16 protein-coding genes are annotated in these 17,717 nt (G+C 65.9%); 9 read left to right on the forward strand and 7 right to left on the reverse strand.

Annotated elements, in window-relative coordinates:
• Positions 1 to 65: 65 nt before the first annotated feature.
• A complete protein-coding gene (locus FHS96_RS24235; RefSeq protein WP_429598061.1) occupies positions 66 to 764 on the forward strand; it encodes a GcrA family cell cycle regulator in 699 nt (232 codons plus the stop codon).
• A gap of 69 nt (positions 765 to 833) precedes the next feature.
• Here the strand turns inward: FHS96_RS24235 and FHS96_RS24240 are convergent, their stop codons facing one another.
• Complete coding sequence (locus FHS96_RS24240) at positions 834 to 1,673, reverse strand: outer membrane protein (protein WP_429598063.1); 840 nt, start codon at positions 1,671 to 1,673, stop codon at positions 834 to 836.
• A 172-nt stretch (positions 1,674 to 1,845) separates the two neighbouring features.
• Between FHS96_RS24240 and parE the strand changes: the two genes are divergently transcribed.
• The 4 genes from parE to FHS96_RS24260 are packed head-to-tail and all read left to right on the forward strand — an operon-like array spanning position 1,846 to position 6,805.
• Complete coding sequence (parE, locus tag FHS96_RS24245; protein ID WP_429598065.1) at positions 1,846 to 3,825, forward strand: DNA topoisomerase IV subunit B; 1,980 nt, start codon at positions 1,846 to 1,848, stop codon at positions 3,823 to 3,825.
• Between the two features lie 43 nt (positions 3,826 to 3,868).
• Entirely contained in the window at positions 3,869 to 5,008 is a 1,140-nt protein-coding gene (locus FHS96_RS24250) for an acyltransferase family protein (protein WP_429598067.1), read from the forward strand.
• Between the two features lie 19 nt (positions 5,009 to 5,027).
• Positions 5,028 to 6,494, forward strand: a complete 1,467-nt coding sequence (locus tag FHS96_RS24255; RefSeq protein WP_429598069.1) for an FGGY family carbohydrate kinase — start codon at positions 5,028 to 5,030, stop codon at positions 6,492 to 6,494.
• Positions 6,494 to 6,805, forward strand: coding sequence for an ACR/YggU family protein (locus FHS96_RS24260; protein ID WP_429598071.1), 312 nt, complete (start codon positions 6,494 to 6,496; stop codon positions 6,803 to 6,805). The genes FHS96_RS24255 and FHS96_RS24260 overlap by 1 nt, the downstream gene beginning before the upstream one ends.
• Position 6,806: 1 nt before the next feature.
• Here FHS96_RS24260 and FHS96_RS24265 read toward each other — a convergent pair whose 3' ends face one another.
• Positions 6,807 to 7,268 carry an Lrp/AsnC family transcriptional regulator gene (locus tag FHS96_RS24265; RefSeq protein WP_429598073.1) on the reverse strand — a complete coding sequence of 154 codons (462 nt, stop codon included), beginning with the start codon at positions 7,266 to 7,268 and terminating at the stop codon, positions 6,807 to 6,809.
• A 132-nt stretch (positions 7,269 to 7,400) separates the two neighbouring features.
• On the opposite strand from FHS96_RS24265, the gene ald reads away from it, so the two are divergent.
• The 4 genes from ald (at position 7,401) to FHS96_RS24285 (ending at position 10,227) form a co-directional block, all read left to right on the forward strand.
• The gene (gene ald, locus FHS96_RS24270) at positions 7,401 to 8,516 is read left to right on the forward strand and encodes an alanine dehydrogenase (RefSeq protein ID WP_429598075.1); all 1,116 of its coding nucleotides are present in this window, start codon (positions 7,401 to 7,403) and stop codon (positions 8,514 to 8,516) included.
• Between the two features lie 18 nt (positions 8,517 to 8,534).
• Complete coding sequence (locus tag FHS96_RS24275) at positions 8,535 to 9,086, forward strand: DUF1003 domain-containing protein (RefSeq protein WP_429598077.1); 552 nt, start codon at positions 8,535 to 8,537, stop codon at positions 9,084 to 9,086.
• Positions 9,087 to 9,286: 200 nt separating this feature from the next.
• Entirely contained in the window at positions 9,287 to 9,730 is a 444-nt protein-coding gene (locus FHS96_RS24280; RefSeq protein ID WP_429598079.1) for a DUF3299 domain-containing protein, read from the forward strand.
• Between the two features lie 5 nt (positions 9,731 to 9,735).
• The gene (locus tag FHS96_RS24285) at positions 9,736 to 10,227 is read left to right on the forward strand and encodes an Lrp/AsnC family transcriptional regulator (protein WP_429598081.1); all 492 of its coding nucleotides are present in this window, start codon (positions 9,736 to 9,738) and stop codon (positions 10,225 to 10,227) included.
• A 162-nt stretch (positions 10,228 to 10,389) separates the two neighbouring features.
• Here FHS96_RS24285 and FHS96_RS24290 read toward each other — a convergent pair whose 3' ends face one another.
• Genes FHS96_RS24290 through FHS96_RS24310 form a run of 5 tightly spaced genes read right to left on the reverse strand, consistent with a single transcriptional unit; the run spans position 10,390 to position 17,470 of the window.
• Entirely contained in the window at positions 10,390 to 11,703 is a 1,314-nt protein-coding gene (locus FHS96_RS24290; RefSeq protein ID WP_429598083.1) for a metal-dependent hydrolase family protein, read from the reverse strand.
• Between the two features lie 59 nt (positions 11,704 to 11,762).
• Entirely contained in the window at positions 11,763 to 13,097 is a 1,335-nt protein-coding gene (locus FHS96_RS24295; protein WP_429598085.1) for a metal-dependent hydrolase family protein, read from the reverse strand.
• 56 nt (positions 13,098 to 13,153) lie between these two features.
• The gene (locus FHS96_RS24300; RefSeq protein ID WP_429598087.1) at positions 13,154 to 14,746 is read right to left on the reverse strand and encodes a M20/M25/M40 family metallo-hydrolase; all 1,593 of its coding nucleotides are present in this window, start codon (positions 14,744 to 14,746) and stop codon (positions 13,154 to 13,156) included.
• Positions 14,747 to 14,775: 29 nt separating this feature from the next.
• Positions 14,776 to 16,101: a metal-dependent hydrolase family protein gene (locus tag FHS96_RS24305; RefSeq protein ID WP_429598089.1), complete on the reverse strand. Its 1,326-nt coding sequence runs from the start codon at positions 16,099 to 16,101 to the stop codon at positions 14,776 to 14,778.
• Between the two features lie 49 nt (positions 16,102 to 16,150).
• Entirely contained in the window at positions 16,151 to 17,470 is a 1,320-nt protein-coding gene (locus tag FHS96_RS24310; protein ID WP_429598091.1) for a metal-dependent hydrolase family protein, read from the reverse strand.
• Between the last annotated feature and the right edge of the window lie 247 nt (positions 17,471 to 17,717).

Genomic DNA, 17,717 nt, shown 5'->3' on the forward strand with positions numbered 1-17,717 from the left:
AACCCGCAAGACGAACTGATGGCAGGCCATGATTGGCCGCAGAGATATTTGAACAAGGACGATCGATGGCCTGGACGGACGAGCGCATCAACCAGCTCAAGACGATGTGGGAACAGGGGATGACCGCGAGCCAGATCGCCGAAGAACTCGGTGGTGTGAGCCGCAACGCCGTGATCGGCAAGGCGCACCGGCTTGGCCTGCAGTCGCGCCCGTCGCCGGTGAAGGCGAACGAAAGCGAGGCAAAGGCCGAGGAGCGCCGCGCTGCCGCCGCTGCACCGCCGCCGCCGCGTGCCGCCGAACCCGCGCCGGCCACGGCCCCTGTGCCCGCCCAGGCCGCAGCCCCCCGCCCTGCCCCGGCACCGGCCGCTGCTCCTGCCGCCGCGGAGCCGCTGTCCGCAGCACCGGCCGAGGCGCCCCGCCCGGCCGAGCCGGCAATGCGTTCAGTCGGTCCCGGCGGCTTCCTGCGCCAGGGCCCCGGCGACCAGCAGGCCCCGATCCCGCCCGCGCCGCCGCGTCGTCTGGTGCCGGCGAAGCCAAGCGCCGATATCGCCGGCAAGACCAGCCTGCTCGACCTCAACGACCGCATCTGCAAGTGGCCGCTGGGGCACCCGGGTGAGCCGGACTTCCACTTCTGCGGCGTGCAGGTGAACCCGGGCTTCCCCTATTGCGTAGAGCATTGTGGCCAGGCCTATCAGGCGCAACTGCCCCGCCGTGACCGCCGCCCGCCGCCGCCGCTGCCCTTCGGCGGCCCCCGCGTGCGCTGATCCGATCGGTGACATGAAAAAAGGCCGGCGCGCCACGCGCCGGCCTTTTCCTTTTTCGGCTCGCCTTCGTCAGAAACGGAAGGAGGCCGTCGCCCGCACGCTGTGGGTCTGAAACTTGTCGTCACCTCGCTGAAAGTCGGTCCCGTCCGGATTGACGAGACGGAACGGGTTGGTCACCGGCGCGGTGCCAGGCCCCGCGCGGACGACATAATCATCGTCCTTCAGGCTGGTGTAGAGATATTGCAGCCCCACCGAGAAGTGGCTGCCCAACTTCTGTTCGACGCCGCCACCGGCGCTCCAGCCCCAAGCATCCGAATTGCCGCTGCCCGCGAAGGAGTTGGCGCCGTTGCTGGTCGAAAAGCTGTTCTTGATCCGCGCCCAGGCACCGCCGCCAGTGCCGTAGAACAGGGTGCTTCCATTCGGCGTGTAACCCGCACGCAGACGGAGGCCGGCGTTATATTTGAACTCGCGGGTCATGGTGTAGCGCGCAGGCGTCGTGCTGAACGCAGAGACGCTGTCCTCGGCTTCGCTCTTGCCGAACTCGCCCACGGCACCGACCACGAACGAGCCCATCTGCCGGTCGATGCCGACATGGCCGTAATATTCGATGCCGTCCTTGTCGCTCTTGCACCCCGCATCGCGCGTGGCGCCCAGCGCCCGCCCGCCGCAGAAGCCCGGCGAGAAGGCGTTGGCGCCGCCCGCGGTGTTCACGGTATCGCCATAATCTCCATCGAGATCCGTATCGAAATTGATCCGCGAACCGCCATCATTGGGCTGCAGCGTCGCGCCGAACGATCCGCCGACATAGACGCCGGAGAAGCCGTCCTCAGTCACCTCCTGCGCAGCCGCGGGCATCGCAATCGACACCAGGCCAAGCGCCGCCACCGACGCAAGATATTTGATACGCATACGCTACTCCATACTCGCTCATACAAGCTCGGCAGGAACGGAGACGAACGCGGATCGATCCATCGCGTCCGTCGTTCCGACCACGACTGTGGCCGGAATGCAACGCATGCATGCGGCGATGCACCGGGCCATGCCTTGCCAGCGGGGCGTCGCGGCCCCATAGCCTCCGACCATGTCTGACGACGATCTGTTCGCGGCCCCCATCCCCACCTCCGGCGCCTATGACGCCTCGTCGATCGAGGTGCTCGAGGGGCTTGAGCCGGTGCGCCGCCGCCCCGGCATGTATATTGGCGGCACCGACGAGCGCGCCTTCCACCACCTCGCCGCCGAGGTGCTCGACAATGCGATGGACGAGGCTGTCGCCGGGCATGCCAGCCGGATCGAGGTGGTGCTCGAACCAGGCAACCGGCTGACCATCGTCGACAATGGCCGCGGCATTCCAATCGACCCGCATCCCAAATTCCCGGGCAAGTCGGCGCTCGAAGTCATCATGACCACGCTCCACTCGGGCGGCAAGTTCGCTGGCAAGGCCTATGCCACCTCAGGCGGCCTCCACGGCGTCGGCGTCAGCGTGGTCAACGCGCTGTCGAGCGAGACGGTGATCGAGGTCGCGCGCAACAAGGAGCTGTTTCGCCAGAGCTTCTCGCGCGGTGCGGTGATGACGCCGCTGCAGAAGCTGGGCGGCACCCCCAACCGCCGCGGCACCAGCGTGAGCTTCGTGCCCGACACCGAGATTTTCGGTGAGATGCACTTCAAGCCGGCGCGGCTGTACAAGCTCGTCCGCTCCAAGGCCTATTTGTTCGCCGGCGTCGAGATCCGCTGGAAATGCGCGCCCGAACTGATCAGCGACGATACGCCGCCCGAGGCGGTGTTCCAGTTCCCCGGCGGGCTTTCGGATCATCTGCGCGCGCAGATCGAGAATCGCGAATGCGCAACCACCGAATTCTTCGCCGGGCGCCATCCGTTTCCCGACGAGCAGGGCCGCGTGGAATGGGCGGTGGCGTGGCCGCTCTGGTCCGAGGGCAGCTATAGCTGGTATTGCAACACCATCCCCACCCCCGATGGCGGCACCCATGAAACCGGGCTGCGCGCCGCGCTGGTGAAGGGCATTCGGGCGTTCGGCGAACTGGTCGGCCAGAAGAAGGCCAAGGACATCGCGCCCGAGGATGTGATGACCGGCAGTGAATTGATGCTGAGCGTGTTCATCCGCGATCCGCAGTTCCAGAGCCAGACCAAGGACCGGCTGACCAGCCCCGAGGCTGCGCGCCTCGTGGAAAACGCCGTCCGCGACCATTTCGACCATTTCCTGAACGAGAATATGGAGCGCGGCCGCGCGCTGCTGGGCTTCGTGCTCGATCGCATGGACGAACGGCTGCGCCGCAAGGCGGAGCGCGAGGTCAAGCGCAAGACGGCGACCGCCGGCCGCAAGCTGCGCCTGCCCGGCAAGCTGACGGACTGCGCGGCGGACGATCCCGCGGGCACCGAATTGTTCATCGTCGAGGGCGACAGCGCGGGCGGCTCTGCCAAGCAGGCTCGCGACCGAAAGACGCAGGCGATCCTGCCGATCCGCGGCAAGATCCTCAACGTCGCCTCGGCGAACACCACCAAAATCCTCGCCAACCAGGAAATCGCCGATCTGATCCAAGCGATCGGCTGCGGCACACGCGACAAATGCGTGCCCGACAACCTCCGCTACGAGCGGATCGTGATCATGACCGACGCCGATGTGGACGGCGCGCATATCGCCACCTTGCTGATGACCTTCTTCTTCCAGGAAATGCCCGAGCTCGTCCGTCGCGGCCATCTCTACCTCGCGCAGCCGCCGCTCTATCGGCTGGTTGCGGGCGGCAAGAGCGCCTATGCGCGCGACGAAACGCACCGCGCACAGTTGGAACGCACCGAGTTCAAGGGCAAGAAGGTCGAGGTCAGCCGCTTCAAGGGCCTCGGCGAGATGAACCCGCAGCAGCTTCGCGAAACCACGATGGACGTTCGCACCCGCTCCATGCTGCGCATCACCTTGCCGCAGGAATATGAGGAACGCGCCGGCGTGCGCGACCTCGTCGACCGGCTGATGGGCCGGAACCCAGAACATCGTTTCACGTTCATCCAGGAAAATGCGGCACGGCTCGACGAGGAAGCGATCGACGCATGACCGTTGCACTGGCCAGGCGGACGAAGCACGAGGGTTGCGGTCGATGACCGAAAAGGGTGTCGCACGCAGCGCGGACGCGATCCGCACCGAGAGCGCGATCAAGGTCGCGCGCGTCATCTGCATCCTCGGCATCGTCTACGTCCACAGCTGGACCGGGCTGACGATCGAGCAATCCAAGGCGCTGATGCACGGCACCCAATCCGTTTATCGCGCGGTGCTGGTCGAACTGCTGGGTCGTTCCTCGGTACCGTTGCTCAGCGTGATCTCGGGTTATCTCGTGGTCGGCTCGGCAATGAAGCGCAGCTATGGCAGCTTCATCGGCGGCAAGGCACGCGCGATCCTGGCGCCGATGGTGGCGTGGAACGCGATCGCGATCCTGATGATCCCGACGATCGGCACGCTCGCCGGCATGCAGGTGCCGGTGCCCCGCGATGCGCAATGGTTCGCCGACGAGCTGGTCGCGCTGACCCGCGCCAACGACATCAACGTGCAGATGCCGTTCCTGCGCGACCTGTTCCTGTGCATGCTGGCCGCCCCCCTGCTCGTCCGCGCGCGCGGGTGGATGCTCGGTATCGCCGCTGCGCTGGTGTTGGCATGGATCCTGACCGAATGGCATACTGTGCTGTTCCTGCGCCCGCCCATCCTGCTGTTCTTCCTGATCGGCATCGGCGTACGCCGCGCCGGCATCGGCCCGAAGCTCGCGCAGATATCGCCGCTGCTGATCCTGCCCGCGTTCCTGCTGCTGGGCGGCGTGAAGCTGTGGACGGTGCTGGAGGGACCGATCGTGCTTGGCAAGCTGACACTGTCGATGCAGGCGGTCGATCTCGTGCTGCGCTTCGCAGGCGCGCTCGCCTTCTGGCAGGTGGCATGGCGCCTCGCGGAATCGCGCTTCTCGCCGATCTTCTGGCGGCTGGAGCCCTATATGTTCCTGCTGTTCTGCTCCCACCTCGTCATGCTGTGGCTGGGCGGACCGCTGCTGGGCCAGGTGACCGGCACGCTGGGGGCACCGATCTATCCAGCCTATCTGACGCTTCAACCCGCGCTGGTGCTGATCGCCACGCTGCTGCTCGCGCTGCTGCTTCGGCGCCTGCCTGGCCCGATCGGCGACATCCTTTCCGGAGGCCGGTTGCCGCGCGGCGAGGACGCGGCCCGGCGCCCGACCCTCGCGGTCAGCCGCGGCTGATCGGGCGCCGGCCCCTTATATGGCCGACCACATCCTCGTCATCGACGAAGGCACCACATCGACCCGCGCGATGCTGTTCGATGCGTCGGGCGAGGTGCTGGCAAGCGCGCAGGCCGAACTGACGCAGAATTACCCCGGGCCCGGCCTTGTCGAGCATGACGCCGCCGAGATCTGGGACAAGGTGCTGGAAACCTGCCGCGCGGTGATCGCCGAAGTCGGCGGCGCCGATGCCATCGCCGCGATCGGCATCACCAACCAGCGCGAGACTGTGGTGTTCTGGGATCGCGACACCGGTGAGCCGCTGGCGCCCGCGATCGTGTGGCAGGATCGCCGTACCGCCGAGATCTGCCGCCGCCTGAAAGCGGATGGCGAGGAACCGGGCGTGCAGGCGCTGAGCGGGCTGCTGCTCGATCCCTATTTCTCCGGCAGCAAGATCGGGTGGGCGCTGGAGACCTGGCCGCAATTGCGCGAGGCGGGCAACAGGCTTGCGGTCGGCACGGTCGAATCCTATCTCGTCCACCGGCTGACCGGTGGCCTGCACATCAGCGATGCCACAAACGCTTCGCGCACCGCGCTGATGGCGATCGGCAGCGGCGGCTGGGACGACGGACTGTGCGACCTGTTCCGCGTGCCGCGCCGGCTGCTGCCCGAAATCGTCGATTCCGCCGGCCGCTTCGGCGAGACATTGCCCGACCTGTTCGGCCGCGCGATCCCGATCTGCGGGCTCGCGGGCGACCAGCAGGCCGCTTCGATCGGCCAGCGCTGCCTGGCGCCTGGTGACACCAAGGCGACCTACGGCACCGGCGCCTTCGTGCTGACCCACACCGGCAAAACTTTCCCCCGATCGCGTCACCGGCTGCTGGGCACCATCGCCTGGCAGCTTGGCGGCGCACGCAGCTATGCGCTGGAAGGATCGGTGTTTGTCGCCGGCAGCCTCGTCAAATGGCTGCGCGACAGCCTGAAGCTGATCGGGGGCGTAACCGAGACCGAGGAGCTGGCACGCTCCGTGGCGGACAATGGCGGCTGCTTCCTCGTGCCGGCGCTCTCCGGGCTGGGCGCGCCGCACTGGGAACCGGGCGCTCAGGGCCTGATCGCCGGCCTCGGCTTCGCGACCAGCCGCGCGCATGTCGTGCGCGCGGCGCTCGAATCGATGGCGCACCAAACCAACGACCTGAAGACTGCCTTCGCCGCCGACGGCTTCGACTGGACGACGCTCAGGATCGATGGCGGCATGGCCGCGAATGATTGGATCGCGCAGGATCTGGCCGACATGCTTGACGTGCCGGTAGAACGCCCCGCGTTCGTCGAGACCACCGCGGTCGGCGCAGCGATGCTCGCCGGGCTCGGCTGCGGGCTGTTCGACAAGCTCGACGAGGCGGCCACGATGCGCGGCGCGATCGATGAATTCCGGCCCGCCGCCAGCGCCGCAGCGCGCGCCAGCCGCCTCGCCGGCTGGCGCAAGGCCGTGACCGCCGCGATCGGTTGATGCTGCCGGCGACGCCGCATGGAGAAGGCCTGCGCATCGCCGTACGCGTGACGACCCGCGCCGCGCGCGACGCGATAGAGGGCGTGGCGGCGGACGCGGCCGGTCGCCCCGAACTGCGCGTCCGCATCACCGCCGCCCCGGTCGAGGGCAGCGCCAACACGGGGGTGATTGCGCTTCTCGCCAAAGCGCTCGTCGTTCCGCGACGGGATGTGAGCCTGCTATCGGGCACGACGGCGCGATCGAAGCAGTTGCTGGTGAAGGGCGATTGCGATGCGCTTTCGGCTCGCCTGGCCGAGCTGATCGGCGTCTGATTCAGCGCTCCGGAACCGGATAGCCGCGCCACGGCTTGATCTGGCGGATCACGAAACTGGTGCGCATCGCCGACACGCCCGGAAGCTGGGCAAGGCAGTTGCGGTGGATATCGTCGAACGCGGCAAGATCGGGCGCGGCGACGCGGATCACATAGTCCGCGGAGCCCGAGGTGAGATCGCACGAAAGGATATCGTCGAACCGGCCGACGGCGTCCTCGAATGCATTCATCGCTTCCCGGCTTTGCCGGGTCAATGAAATCTCGACCAGCGCATGGAGACCGAGCCCCAGGCGTTCCGGATCGAGCCGAGCGCTATAACCCTCGATATAGCCTTCGTTTTCCAGCATGCGGATGTGACGATGGCAGGCCGAACTGGACAATCCCGCATGTTCGGCAAGTTCCACGATCGGTCTGCGTGAGTCGGCCTGCAATTCCTCAAGCAGGATTCGATCGGCCTTATCCATCATTGCGCCATCCCGTCATGTGTTTCGCAGCGGGATAGAATCCCGCCAGCGGGCGTTGGGAGCGCCATATCAGGGAGAAAATCGCGCGCAAACCGCGATACACTCTCGCGACCTTAACAGGGGAGAGCCTCCATGATCGTCGGCACCGTACGGGAAATCAAGAACCACGAATATCGCGTCGGGCTGACGCCCGAGAGCGTCACCGAGTTGGTCGCGCACGGCCATGAGGTGCTGGTGGAAACCGGCGCGGGCGATGGCATCGGTTCGGGCGACGAGGCCTATCGCATTGCCGGTGCGACGATCGTGGCCACTGCCGCCGAGATCTTCGAACGCGCCGAAATGGTCGTCAAGGTCAAGGAGCCGCAGCCCGCTGAGCGGGCGATGCTGCGCGAAGGCCAGATCCTCTACACCTATCTCCACCTCGCCCCCGACCCCGAGCAGACCCGCGATCTGATCGCCTCCAAGGCGGTGTGCATCGCCTATGAGACGGTGACGGACGCGTCGGGCGGCCTGCCCCTCCTCAAGCCGATGAGCCAGGTTGCCGGCCGCCTCTCGATCCAGGCCGGCGCGACCGCGCTGGAGAAGGCGCATGGCGGCCGCGGCGTGCTGCTGGGTGGCGTGCCGGGCGTGCTGCCCGCCAAGGTCGCGATCATCGGCGGCGGTGTGGTCGGCTTCAACGCAGCGCAGATGGCGGCCGGCATGGGTGCCGACGTGACCATCCTCGATCGCTCTCCGGAGGTGCTCGAGCGGCTGGGCATCTATTTCGAGGCGCGTGCCAAGACGCGCTTCTCCAACCGCGCCAACCTCGCAGCCGCGGTGGCCGAAGCAGATCTGGTGATCGGCGGCGTGCTGATCCCGGGCGCCGCCGCGCCCAAGCTCGTCACCGCAGACATGCTCAAGACGATGAAGAAGGGCGCGGTGCTCGTCGACGTCGCGATCGACCAGGGTGGCTGCTTCGAAACCAGCCACGCGACGACGCATGCCGAGCCGACCTACATCATCGACGGCATCGTCCATTATTGCGTCGCCAACATGCCGGGCGCGGTCGCGCGCACCAGCACCTATGCGCTAAACAACGTAACCCTGCCGCACGCGCTGCGCATCGCCGAACTGGGCTGGAAGGCCGCGCTGGCGCGCGATCCGCACCTGCTGGCAGGCCTCAATGTCTGCAACGGCCATGTCACCTATGAGGCGGTCGCGCGTGATCTTAACCTGCCTTATGTCCCTGCGGCAGATATGATCCGATAGGAAGAAACATCCGCACGCATGATCGGTTGGCGATTCATGCGTGCGGAATCCTCGACACAAATGGCCTCGGCGTTGGCGGAGAACATCCGCGACCTTACGGCGCGCCGGACAGCCGAGGCGCGGGAAGCGCCGTTAAGCGAGAGGATCGCCGAACGCGTCACGCGTTTCACCGGCTCAATGACGTTCGTTGCGCTCCATCTGATCGTCTACGGCACATGGATCCTCATCAACCTTGGCTGGCTGCCCTTGGTCGAGCCGTTCGATCCAACATTCGTGGTGCTCGCGATGGAGGCCTCGGTCGAGGCGATCTTTCTTTCGACCTTCGTATTGATCAGCCAGAACCGGATGGCGGCATCGGCCGACGAGCGGGCCGACCTCGACCTCCATATTAATCTGCTTGCCGAGCATGAACTGACGAAGCTGGCACAACTCGTGGAACGCATCGCCGAGCGACTGGATGTGGCAATCGACGATCCGCAGATCCAGGAGATCAAGCAGACGATCGACCCTGGGGAGGTGCTCGACGCGCTCGATCAGCAGCGCCGCGCCGAGGGGCAGCGTGCGGGATAAGGATCGGCCGCCCGGCGCCGCGGATCATCTTTTCAGGCGTCATCGGTCTTTTAAATGCGTGAGAAATCGCTCTATGCTGCATCTACTGCCGAGCGTCTTGTCGCCGATTGGGGGTGCGGCGCGGCACCGTTTGCCAATCAAGGACGGAGTTGCTGGACGAGATGAGGGTTTGGTTGATTGCGGCAGTTTGCGCCGCCACGATGATAATCGCTGTTCCGCGGGCGCAGGCGCATGACGATGGCGTGAAGGCCCCCACCCCGGAAGGCGGCCTTTCCTGGGACGTGCTGGAAAGCGCGCAGGCGATCGAGTGGCACGACCAGGCGACTGATCGGAACTATCTGAAGCCGTCGTTCTCAGCGGAGGTCGCGGCGCTCGACAACCAGACCGTAACCGTCGCCGGCTTCATGATGCCGACCGAAGAGGGCAAGGCGGAGCAGAGCCGTTTCATCCTGTTCCAGTATCAGCCGGACTGCCTGTTTCACATGGCGATGGGGCCGACGCATTTCATCGACGTGCATACGAGCCAAGCAGTGCGCGTCACCGATGGTCCGCTGGTGCTGAAAGGCACGCTGCGGTTGGTGAAGGCGGACCGCGGCGGCATATTCTATCGCCTGGACGACAGCAGCGTCGCGACCGGAAGTTGAGCGGCATGGAACGGCTCCGTCCCGCCGGGATGGAACAGGGCGCCGAACTTGACGCTTATGACGGCAAGATCCTGCAGACGCTGGCGACGGACGGCCGGATCAGCTGGCGCGATCTGGCGGATGACATCGGTCTTTCGCTGACACCCACGCTCAGGCGCGTGCGCCGGCTGGAGCGCGAAGGCTATATCGAAGGCTATGCCGCGATCCTTGACGAGAAGCGGATGGCTGGATCGCTCAGCATCTTCGTGATGCTGACGCTCGAGCGCCAGTCCGATGAAATGCTGGGCGAGTTCGAGCGCGAGATCAACGACTTCCCCGAAGTCATCAGTTGCTTCATGACCACCGGCAGCACTGATTATCTGCTGCGGGTGGTGGTGCGCGACCTTGACCATTACCAACATGTGCTGCGCCGACTGACCGCCATCCGCAGCATCGCGCACGTGAATTCAATCGTCTCGCTGAAGTCGATCGTGCGGCGCCGCGGCTTTCACGTGTGAGGCGGCGTGTGCTCTGTTGGGCTTTCTCGTTTCGGCGCGCAGCGTCGGGGAGAAAAATGACGACCCGCTCGGCAGTCATTTTTTGGGAGGGCCTGTCGAGTCCGCCAAAGAGTGACACGCCCTCCCCCTGCCCCCTCCCGCAAGCGGGAGGGGAAGTCGTCATCAATTGAAGGCGAGCGGCTTGCCGTCCTGCTTGTAGACCTTGCCGCCCTTCATCACGAACTGCACCTTCTGCAGGATCGTGATGTCCTTGGTGGGATCGCCGGTCACCGCGATGATGTCGGCGTAGCGGCCGGGTTGCACCGAGCCGACTTCGTTCGAGCGGCCGAGCAGATCCGCCGCAGCCCGCGTGCCGGCGAGGATGGCATCCATCGGCGGGATGCCGGCGGCGACCATATATTCCAGCTCCTTGGCGTTCTCGCCGTGCGGCCGCCAGCCGAGCTGGTCGGTGCCAAGCGCGACCTTCACGCCGGCCTTCCATGCGCCGACGGCGTTGTGCACCATGGTCGGCGTGACCGCGATCGCCTTGCCGGCCACCGTCGGCGGCAGCTTGTCAGGCGTGGTCACCGCAACATCGTAGATCTCCTTGCCGGCGAACAGCGTCGGAACCATGTAGGTGCCGCGCTCCTTCATCAGCTTGTAGGTCTCGGCATCCGAATAGGTGCCATGCTCGATCGAATCGACGCCGGCACGCACGGCCGCCTCGATGCCGGCCTTCCCATGCGCATGGCTGGCGACCTTCATGTTCAGCGAATGCGCGGTATCCACGATCGCCTTCAGCTCGTCGTCGCGCAGGAGCTGCAGGTTGGGATCGTCACCGACGCTGGCGACGCCGCCGCTGGAGTGGATCTTGATGTGATCGGCGCCGCGCTTGTGCAGTTCGCGCACCGCCTTCATCGCCTCCACCGGGCCGTCGATGACGGTCATCTTCCAGTCGTCGGTGCGCTCCCAGCGCGGATCGATGCCGTTGCTGGGGTCGGAATGGCCGCCGGTGGGGCTGATCGCCGGGCCCGATATCCACAGCCGCGGCCCCGGGATGAGGCCGGAATTGATCGCGTTCTTGAGGCCCGCCATCACCTCCATATTGCCGCCGACGTCACGCACGGTGGTGAAGCCGCCGTTGAGGATCTGGCGCACGTTCCAGGTCGCCTGGAACGCCTGCTGCTCGGGCGTGCCGCGCAGCTTGTCGCGCCGCGATCCGCCGCCGCTGACATGGTCGTGCATGTCGATCAGCCCCGGCAGCACGACGCTGCCCGACAGATCGACCACTTCCGCTCCCGCGGGCGTGACGAAGCCCTTCTCGACGCCGACGATCTTGTCATCCTTGATGACGATCGAAACCTGCGTGCGCGGCGTGGTCGAGATGCCATCGATCAAGGTGCCGGCATGGATGACGACATCCTTGGCGAGCGCCGGTGCGGTGGTGGACAGCAGCGCGCCAAGCGCCAGTGCCGCCTTCGTGAAACTCTTTTTCATGGCTTGAAACCCTTCATGATCTGCTTGGGGGACGGAGGGGACGGGGTGCCGTCCGCGCCTCAGTCAAGCGGCAGCGGCTTGCCGTTCGCCTTGAAGACCCTGCCGCCCTTCATCACGAACTTGACGCTCTGCAGGATCTTGATGTCCTGCGTCGGGTCACCATCCACCGCGACGATGTCCGCGAAGCGGCCGGCCTGGATCGAGCCGACATCGTTGGACTTGCCGAGCAGATCCGCGGCGTTGCGCGTCGTCATCAGGATCGCGTCGATCGGCTTGATGCCGACGGCGACCATATATTCGAGCTCCTTGGCGTTCTCGCCATGCGGCCGCCAGCCGAGCTGGTCGGTGCCCATCGCCATCTTCACGCCGGCGCGATAGGCGTTGATCGCGTTCTTGCGCATCGTCGGCGTCACCGAGATCGCCTTGTCCGCGACCGTCGGCGGCAGCTTGTCCGGCGTCGCCACCGCGACGTCGTAGATCTCCTGACCGGCGAAGAGCGTCGGCACCATATAGGTGCCGCGTTCCTTCATCAGCTTGTAGCTCTCGGCATCGGCATAGGTGCCATGCTCGATCGAATCGACGCCGGCCTTCACCGCCGCATCGATGCCGGCCTTCCCGTGCGCATGGCTGGCGACCTTCATGCCCAGCGAATGCGCCGTCTCGACGATCGCCTTCAGTTCCTCGTCATTGAGAAGCTGCAGCGCGGGATCGTCGCCGGGACTGGCGACGCCGCCCGACGCGGCGATCTTGATCAGGTTCACGCCGCGCTTGTGCAGTTCGCGCACCGCGCGGATCGCGCTGATCGGGCCATCGACGACGCCCAGCTTCCAGTCATTGGTGCGCTGCCAGCGCGGGTCCATGTGATTGGTGGGGTCACCATGGCCGCCGGTGGGGCTGAGGCCGTTGCCCGAAACCGACAGGCGTGGGCCAGGGATCAGTCCTGAGTTGATCGAGTCGCGGAGTGCCACGACCAGCTCGGTCGCGCCGCCGACGTCACGTACGCTGGTAAAGCCCGCGTTGAGGATGGCGTTGACGTTCCAGCTCGATTGATAGGCCGCCTGTTCTACCGTACCCCGCAGCCGATCGCGAGATCCGCCACCGGTGACGTGATTGTGCATGTCGATCATGCCGGGCAGCACGGTCGCGCCGGAAAGGTCGATCACTTCCGCGCCCGCCGGCGTCACGAACCCGTCCTGCACGCCGACGATCCGCTCATCCTTGACGATGATTGAGACCTTGCTGCGCTTGGCGGCGGAGGTGCCGTCGATCAGCGTGCCGGCGTGGATCACCACATCCTTCGCGCTGGCTGCGGACGCCGCACCGAGGGCGATTGTGGTGCTGATCGCGAGCATCGCCCGGCGTCCGAATTTCTTGCCCAAACTCTTCGTGGTCATGACGTCATCCTCTTGGGAAAACACGTGGCCGCGCCGCTGCCGGCGCGGGCGGGCACTCACTTGATCGCCGCCAGCGCGTAGAGCACGTCGGCGTAGAAGCCTTCCGCCTGGGTCAGGCTGAAGATCTTCGACCCCGGCTTGGGATCGATGACGAGATATTCGTTGGGCGCGTGCGCATCGGCGCCATGGCCGATCGCCAGCGTGACGTCCGGCAGCCCCAAGGTCTGGGTGAAGACATAGGAGGGCCGGCTGCCGCCCGATCGCGGCGAGACGTCCACGGTCAGGCCATATTTGTTGTAGGTGCCCAGCACCGCGCGGACGAGCGGAGCGCTGACTGAGGTCTGTGAGGACGGATAGCCGCTGAGCTTGCGGATCTCGATGTCGGCGAAACCCTTTTCGTCGAGATGCTTGCGCATCAGCGCCAGCATCTCATCCGGCGTCTGATCGGGCACCAGCCGCGAATCCAGCTTGGCGTAGGCGCGGTGCGGTAGGATGGTTTTCATCCCCGGACCGTCATAGCCGGTCGCGATGCCATCGATGTTGAGCGTGGTATCGAACAGATAGCGCGACAGGGACTGGCGCGCGTCCATCCCGTTATACCAATGATCGATGTTGAAACCCTTGCGCACGGTAAGCTGGCGCTTCTCCCACCCAGCGAGCGTGCCGTTGAACAGGCGCTGCTCCTCCTCGTTCGGCTGGCGGATCTTGTCGTAATAGCCGGGAATGGCGATCGTATTGCCGTCCGCGGAGGTTAAAGTCGCGAGCGCCTGCGTCAGCCGCCATGCGGGCGCATCGGTAGTCGCCTTCCACGAACTGTGGATCTCGGCCTTCTGCGGGCCGCCGGTAGTCGGGTTGCCCTTCGCCTCCAGCTCGACATAGAGGATACCCTTGTTGCCGAGCTGCATCGAGACCGCGCCATCCGCCGGAGACTGGCCGCCGCCCGGATAGATCGATCCCGCCGCCGTCTTCAGCCTATCGGCATATTTGGCGATGATCTCGGGATAATGCGGGGAGCCGAGTTCCTCCTCGCTCTCCGCGACCACCATCAGGTTCACCGGCAGCTTACCCCGCACCGCGATGATCGATTCGATCGTGTTGAGGAAAGCCCGCTCGGGGCCCTTGGTGTTGGTGGCGCCGCGCGCCATCAGCACGCGGCCGAGCGGATGATCCTCGACGATGGCGCCCTCGAACGGCGGCACCTTCCAGTCCTCGGGCTCGACCGGCTGGACGTCGAGCATCATGTAGACGACGAGCGTCTTCTTCGCGCCGGCATTGTAATAGGCGAACACGCCGGGGTGGCCGCTCGTGGGGACGACCTCGACCTCCTGGAAGCCGATCTTGCGGAAATCCGCGGCGGCCAGTTCGGCCATCTCACGCACGCCATCATTCTGCGCGCTGATCGAGCGTTGCCGCACCCAGCGCTGGAGATTGGCGATATGCGCCGCCTTGTTCTTCTCAATGTGGGCGTAGATATCCTTGTTGTCGCCCTTGTAGGCCGGGATATCGGCCATCGAGAAGGCGCCGGTCGTGGTGAACTTGATCTCGGGCCGCCCCGAAGCGGGGGCCGCCTGGGCCAGTGCGGGAAGCGGCAGCGCCGCGCCGGAGAACGCCGCCAGCGTCCCCAGTCCGAGCAATTTCCTGAACCCCATGCGATACCCCCTCGTTCCGAAGCCGATCCCTACTTGCTCGCCCACGGCGCGAGCACGCCGCCCTGCTTCACCACGTCGCCGCCCTTCATCACGAACTGCACGCGCTGCAGCTCGGTGATGTCGCTGAGCGGATTGCCCTGCACCGCGACGATGTCCGCGTAGCGGCCGGCCTGGATCGAGCCGATATCATCGCTGGCGTGGAGCAGATCGGCGGCGTTGCGGGTGGCGGTGAGGATCGCGTCCATCGGCGTCAGCCCCGCCTTCACCAGCAGCGCGAACTCTTCCGCCTTGTTGCGGTCGAACGAGCCGGCGACGTCGGTGCCGAAGGCGATCTTCACGCCCGCGCGATAGGCGCGGCCGGCATTGCCGATCATCGTCGGCGTCACCGCGATCGCCTTTTCGGCGACCGTCGGCGGCAGCTTGTCCGGCGCCTTCACCGCGACCTGATAGATCCAGTCGGCAACGAGCAGGGTCGGCACGAGGAAGGTGCCATGCTCCTTCATCAGCCTGTAGCTCTCGGCATCCGAATAGGTGCCGTGATCGACCGAATCGACGCCGGCCATGATGACATGGTCGATCGCCTTCTTGCCGTGCGCGTGCGCGGCGACCGTCATCCCAAGCTCATGCGCGGTGTCGATGACGCTCTTCATCTCGTCGTCGGTCATCGTCATGTGGTTGGGATCGTCGCCGATCGAGGCGACGCCGCCGCTCGGCATGATCTTGATGACGGTGGCGCCGCGGCGCTGATGCTCGCGCACCTTCACCCGCCCATCGATCGCACCATCGACGATCGCGGCATCCCGGCCGGCAAATTCGATACCGGGGCGCATGCCGTTGGCCGCGTCCGAATGGCCGCCGGTCGCCGCCAGCGGCTCGAGCGCGGTCCAGATGCGGGGGCCGATCAGCTTGCCGGCATTGATCGCGCGGATCAGCGCCGGCGCCTCGATCGGGCCCGAGCCGACATCGCGGATCGCGGTGAAGCCCATCTCGATCTCGCGCCGGGCGTTGAGGGCGGCGGTGATGGTGCCGTCACCATCGCTCTGGGTGAAGCGCGCGAGCACGCCCCAGTCGCGGCCCATCGAAATATGGTCGTGCGTATCGATGAAGCCCGGCAGCACTGTGGCGGTCGACAGGTCGATCACCTCAGCGCCAGCGGGCATGACGAAGCCCGGCTCGACCGCGACGATCCGCTCATCCTTGATGACGATCGACACCTTGCTGCGCGGCGCCTTGGACACGGCGTCGATCAGTGTGCCGGCGTGGATGACGACATCCTTCGCGACGGCAGGCGTCGCGGCCGCTGCGGCGAAAACGAGCGAGAGAGCGGTGGAGAGGATGATGCGCTTGGCGTTCATGGGAAACTCCCGAAGATCGAAAAGGACGTGAAAGGGCATCGCCGGTGGATCAGCGCTGCATCACCCCATCCTTCTTGAGCACCTCGCCGCCCTTCATCACGAAGCGGACGCGCTGCAACTCGGTGATGTCGGCGATCGGATCGCCCTGCACCGCGACGATGTCCGCATAGCGGCCGGTCTGCACCGAACCGATATCCTCGGGCGTGCCGATCAGTTCGGCGGCGTTGCGGGTGGCGGTGAAGATCGCCTCCATCGGCGGCAGCCCCGCCTTCACCAGCAGCGCGAATTCCTCACCCTTGTTGCGGTTGGAGGTCGCCCCCTGATCGGTGCCGAACGCGATCTTGACGCCGGCGCGATAGGCGCGGCCGGCATTGCCGATCATCGTCGGCGTCACTGCGATCGCCTTGTCGGCCACGGTCGGCGGCAGCAGTTCCGGCGTCTTGATCGCGGTCTGGTAGATCGCGTCCGCGACGAGCAGTGTCGGCACGAGGAAGGTGCCACGCGCCTTCATCAGCTTGTAGGTCTCGGCATCGGCATAGGTGCCATGCTCGACCGAATCGACGCCGGCCATGATGACATGGTCGATCGCCTTCTTGCCGTGCGCGTGCGCGGCGACCTTCATGCCGAGTTCGTGCGCGGTATCGATCGCAGACTTCATCTCGTCATCGGCCATCGTCATGTGATGCGGATCATCACCGATCGAGGCTACGCCGCCGCTCGGCATGATCTTGATGACGGTAGCGCCGCGCCGCCGGTGCTCGCGCACCTTGATCTTGGCCTCTTCCGGCCCGTCGATGATCGCGGCGTCGCGCCCTTCGAAGCTGATGTCCGGCCGCATGCCATTGGCCCGGTCGGAATGGCCGCCGGTGGGGCCGAGCGCCTCGAGCGCGGTCCAAAGGCGCGGTCCGACGATCCTGCCCGAATTGATGCCACGGATCAGCGCCGGCGCGGTCAGCGGGCCCGAACCCACGTCGCGCACGGTCGTGAAGCCGAGTTCGATCTCGCGGCGCGCGTTGAGCATGGCCGAGATCACCGCGTCGCCTTCGGTCTGGGTGAAGCGGTTGAGCGGGCGGCGGTCGCCCGACGAGGAAATATGGTCGTGGGTTTCGATGAGACCGGGCAGCACCGTCGCCTGCGAGAGGTCGATCACCTCGGCACCGGCGGGGGTGACAAAGCCGCTCTGCACACCGCTGATACGATCATCCTTGATCAGGATCGACACCTGCTTCTTCGGCGTGGCCGAAACGCCGTCGATCAGCGTGCCGGCGTGGATCACCATATCCTTGGCGGCGGCCGGTGCAGCGAACGCCAGCGCGGCGGTGGCTGCGATCAAAGCCTGACGCAAACGGCGCTTGGTCTCATTCTGCATGCAGTCCCCTATGTATCCGTGTGCGATCGATAAAAGGAAAGGCGCCCGAAAAGCGCCCTTAATCATATTCAAAAATGGGTCCGGAGATGGATGCCGATCATGTGCGGCGCGATGCCCACCGTGCCGACGGCATCGGCGCCACGCACGCGCATCGAAGCTGTTGAGGTCCGTCGCCAGGACGTGCTGGCCCGATGGAGCCGGCCGCGCGGCTGACCGACCACCGCCCAACTCGCCATCGCCCGCTGCC

Source organism: Sphingomonas zeicaulis (assembly GCF_050433225.1).
In the GTDB taxonomy this organism is placed as follows: domain Bacteria; phylum Pseudomonadota; class Alphaproteobacteria; order Sphingomonadales; family Sphingomonadaceae; genus Sphingomonas_D; species Sphingomonas_D zeicaulis.